At 47.9% G+C, this 3265-nt stretch carries 10 protein-coding genes; 3 read left to right on the top strand and 7 right to left on the bottom strand.

Annotated features, from left to right (window positions below; all coding sequences use genetic code 11):
• The first annotated feature begins 118 nt into the window (after positions 1-118).
• On the top strand, positions 119-289 hold the full coding sequence (locus C7B82_RS32650; protein WP_181357644.1) for a CHAT domain-containing protein: 171 nt from the start codon (positions 119-121) through the stop codon (positions 287-289).
• Between the two features lie 110 nt (positions 290-399).
• Here C7B82_RS32650 and C7B82_RS24250 read toward each other — a convergent pair whose 3' ends face one another.
• Positions 400-675, bottom strand: coding sequence for a DUF2442 domain-containing protein (locus C7B82_RS24250; RefSeq protein ID WP_106259306.1), 276 nt, complete (start codon positions 673-675; stop codon positions 400-402).
• 120 nt (positions 676-795) lie between these two features.
• Between C7B82_RS24250 and C7B82_RS24255 the strand changes: the two genes are divergently transcribed.
• Positions 796-1050: a DUF6364 family protein gene (locus C7B82_RS24255; protein ID WP_106259307.1), complete on the top strand. Its 255-nt coding sequence runs from the start codon at positions 796-798 to the stop codon at positions 1048-1050.
• Positions 1047-1457 carry a PIN domain-containing protein gene (locus C7B82_RS24260; protein WP_106259309.1) on the top strand — a complete coding sequence of 137 codons (411 nt, stop codon included), beginning with the start codon at positions 1047-1049 and terminating at the stop codon, positions 1455-1457. The genes C7B82_RS24255 and C7B82_RS24260 overlap by 4 nt, the downstream gene beginning before the upstream one ends.
• Before the next feature lie 91 nt (positions 1458-1548).
• Here the strand turns inward: C7B82_RS24260 and C7B82_RS32655 are convergent, their stop codons facing one another.
• The 6 genes from C7B82_RS32655 to C7B82_RS33330 form a co-directional block, all read right to left on the bottom strand.
• Entirely contained in the window at positions 1549-1689 is a 141-nt protein-coding gene (locus C7B82_RS32655; protein WP_181357645.1) for a hypothetical protein, read from the bottom strand.
• 222 nt (positions 1690-1911) lie between these two features.
• Positions 1912-2130, bottom strand: a complete 219-nt coding sequence (locus C7B82_RS31650; protein ID WP_146141252.1) for a hypothetical protein — start codon at positions 2128-2130, stop codon at positions 1912-1914.
• Positions 2127-2450 carry a XisI protein gene (locus tag C7B82_RS24265; RefSeq protein ID WP_106259310.1) on the bottom strand — a complete coding sequence of 108 codons (324 nt, stop codon included), beginning with the start codon at positions 2448-2450 and terminating at the stop codon, positions 2127-2129. Before C7B82_RS24265 ends, C7B82_RS31650 begins: the two co-directional genes overlap by 4 nt.
• A complete protein-coding gene (locus C7B82_RS24270) occupies positions 2417-2701 on the bottom strand; it encodes an element excision factor XisH family protein (protein ID WP_106259311.1) in 285 nt (94 codons plus the stop codon). The genes C7B82_RS24265 and C7B82_RS24270 overlap by 34 nt, the downstream gene beginning before the upstream one ends.
• The gene (locus C7B82_RS24275) at positions 2685-2972 is read right to left on the bottom strand and encodes a hypothetical protein (RefSeq protein ID WP_146141253.1); all 288 of its coding nucleotides are present in this window, start codon (positions 2970-2972) and stop codon (positions 2685-2687) included. Before C7B82_RS24275 ends, C7B82_RS24270 begins: the two co-directional genes overlap by 17 nt.
• A gap of 72 nt (positions 2973-3044) precedes the next feature.
• The coding region (locus C7B82_RS33330) for a hypothetical protein (protein ID WP_219904671.1) at positions 3045-3265 on the bottom strand (221 nt) is incomplete at its 5' end.

Here is a 3265-nt window from a genome sequence, read left to right on the forward strand (position 1 = left end):
TGCCGTTACTTTGTCATGAGTATTTGGAGCACAAAAGATTTGCTTCATTCCCCTTGACTTTCAAGACAATCGCTACAGCGGGGACTGCTGCTCTCGTCCTGAATCGACACAGGCATAGATGACGAAAGCACAAGCCTTTCGTCGTGCCCAACTTACCCGGATGTACGGTAACGATGGTCGTGTGACAAACAACCCTGTTGCTAAGTCGCAGGACACTCGATCGCACGCTGCACAGTTCTCCCATCCTTTTTTCTGGGCACCGTTTATTTTGATTGGCAACGGATTGTAGTCACCCAAGTTGCTCGTTCAAAGCAGCCGCAAAAATGTCGCTGATCATGCTCAGGCGATCGCTGTTTTTTGGCGAGTGGAGTGTTTGCGGTCGCGCTTTTGCAGTCACCTTCAAAGGTTTGCTTGTCGAGTGGCGATCGTCGCCATCCACGCTGCATTGCCATAAATGCCGCTAAGCAAGGCTGGAACGCTCAGGTCGACCCCGGTACCGGAAGGTGTCACTTCGATGTCAGCCAACTCGTCGGGTGATGCGCCTGCTAAACCTTGACCCAACTCTGCCGGAAAGCTGAATGTCGCCCCATACCGCAACTGGACGACAACTCTACCAAAGGTTCGATCATAAAAAGCAGACTCAGCTTCTACCTCATAGGTTACGACTGGAAGCATAAAAGACATTCAGGGTGAGTGAGCGATTAAGAGGCTACAGTGAAAGCAATGCTGCTTCATCCTAGATCATGTTTAAATAGAGGTAGAAAAATTCTAGTTCATAGTACTCAAGGAGTCGTTGTGGAGACAGAGCTTACCTTGCATCTAGACGATCGTCTGGTCAAAAAGGCTGATCGATGGGCAAAGTCGCACAATTTGTCGCTTTCAGATGCGGTGGCTGCGCTTCTCAAGCAGCTTCCTGATCCAGATCAACCGCTAGACCTCAGTCCCTGGACTCAGCAGTTAGTGGGAGTGCTTGCTGCTGAAGGAGCGGTCGATACGAACGAAGCATCACAGGCACAATACCTGGACTATTTAGAGGAAAAGTACCAGTGAAACGGGTACTTTTTGACAGCGATGTGTTGCTGGATGTGTTTTTGCAACGACAACCCCACTTCACCGCTTCAGCAATCGCGATCGATACAGTGGGTCAAGGCAAAATCGAAGGTTACGTTGCTGGACACGCTGTGACAAATTTGTTTTACCTGCTACGGCGACAGTTAGAACGTGACCAGAGCAGAGACATTTTGGCAACGTTGCTGTTAAAGATGCACGTTGCGGCTGTGACTGATGCTGTAATTCGAGAAGCACTGGCAAGCTCTTTTACTGATTTTGAGGACGCAGTTGCCCATGCTGCCGCTAAAAGCATTGGTGTAGAAATTATCGTCACTCGAAACATTAAAGACTTTCGCTCAGGGACAATTCCAGCAGTGTTACCAGAGGTTTTTCTGGCAACGCTTTAATTAAAGCAATGCCTTTGGTAGCGATGACTAAGAAGCGCGATCGCACATCGACTACACAGGATAAATGGCGATCGCGTTAATCTCCAAACCCTTAAAAGACGCAATAGATGAATTGGGACCAAAGGGCGATTGCTCCTGTTCTTGCGAGGGTGTAAATCAGAGGGCCGATCACTTGCATCACGGCATCACGATCGCTTGGACTCAACTGAGCGCTAATGGATGTATTGGGCATCGAAAAAACTCCTAATGGAATTACAATTTGGATATTTCTAAGGTTCCCATCTGCCCCAGTTCAGACCTATAGCGCGTTAATCCGATCATGCCTTCGGTCGATGAGACTGATAGACCTTAAGCGATCGCTGATCTTGTTAGGTTGGGTTTCATGCTTCAAACCAACCTAACAAGATTTTCGTTCTTCATTCCAAAAGCTTCACTCCGGGTTTTGCTTGAGCTTCTATTGCAGACCCTTTCTTCTTCCCAATCTTACTGCTACTAAACCGCTCAAATGTAACCGCTTCCAAAATCCATGCCGCGATCGCACTTTAGTATCCATGCTTGAGAAATGAGGAAGGGCGATTCGGTTGTTTAGGGCGATCGCTCCTGTTCTTGCCAGAGTGGAAACGAGAGGGGCGATCGCGTTGAAGCTGGTAACCTTTACAACTGTACAGTTCATGCAGTTAAAGCAGTCTTTAACTCTGGCAAAAATGCCTGCACAATCCGTTCAGAAGGAATACCTGCTGCAATCAAATCGTCAGTAATGCCCTGCTCCATCCCGTCATATTCAATCCAAACCTGATTGTCTTGCAGCGTGACATAAATGAGGTTTCCCCTCACCCGCCGTCCTCGATCCCAGCCTACCTGCATCAGGGCATAGCGGTCTTGTGCTTCGTCGAAGACCGTATCCAGCCAGATATCTCCATGCGACGGTTGAAACTGGGCATAATGCCGAATCACTAACTTTACAATCTCTCGATCGCTTCGGGGAGTATCCATTGTTTTACCTCAACCGCTTCCACATTTACAATCATCAATTTTAGCGGTAGCTCACGGATTACCAATTCGCCGATCGGTTCGCTAAAAATCTCATCATAGGTTCGGTCGGCAATTGCCAGATAAAGATCTCGTCCTGGATCAACCTGCCTGAGCAGCATCTGGTAGAGAACGTATTGACCAGCGGTAATTTCCCAGCCTTCTTTAACTAGAGCTTTCTTAATGAGAGGATGCGTACTATCGCGTGGAGGCATAGCGTTGTCCAGACTGCGATCGCACTTCAGCAGTTACAGCACGTTTGGAAAAGCGAGAGATAACCGTCATTTCATCAAACCGAAGAACGGTGACAAGCTTATAAAGCGCGATCGCATGATTATGCAGAAATCTAACACTGTTACAAGGCAGAATGGCGATCGTGCAAAGCAACATCGTGGCATTACTCGATGCGATCGGCGTGTTACTAAGCAACATCGTGACATTACTCGATGCGATCGCGATGTTACTCAGCAACATCATTGCATTCATAATAAACTCTTATGTCGATCTAAGTAAAAGATAAACGTTACTAGACCTCCTATGAAAACACACCTACTTCCTCTATGCCTTAGTTGGTGTGTTTTCATAGGAGTCTATTGCTCGATCGCGTTTCAGCGAAACAATGCGATCGGCACTACCCCGACGATCGGTTTCTTTGCGTGGGGTCACGTCTGGCGATGAGCCTGCCGTCTTGTGACAAAAGGCTTTGCTTGCAGGTTTAGAAGCGATGGACTCGCTAGCTTCGTCGCTATGGCTCGAAAAACAGGCGTGTATCTTTCCTC

Origin of the sequence: Stenomitos frigidus ULC18, assembly GCF_003003795.1 — a bacterium.
GTDB classification, from domain to species: domain Bacteria; phylum Cyanobacteriota; class Cyanobacteriia; order Leptolyngbyales; family Leptolyngbyaceae; genus Stenomitos; species Stenomitos frigidus_A.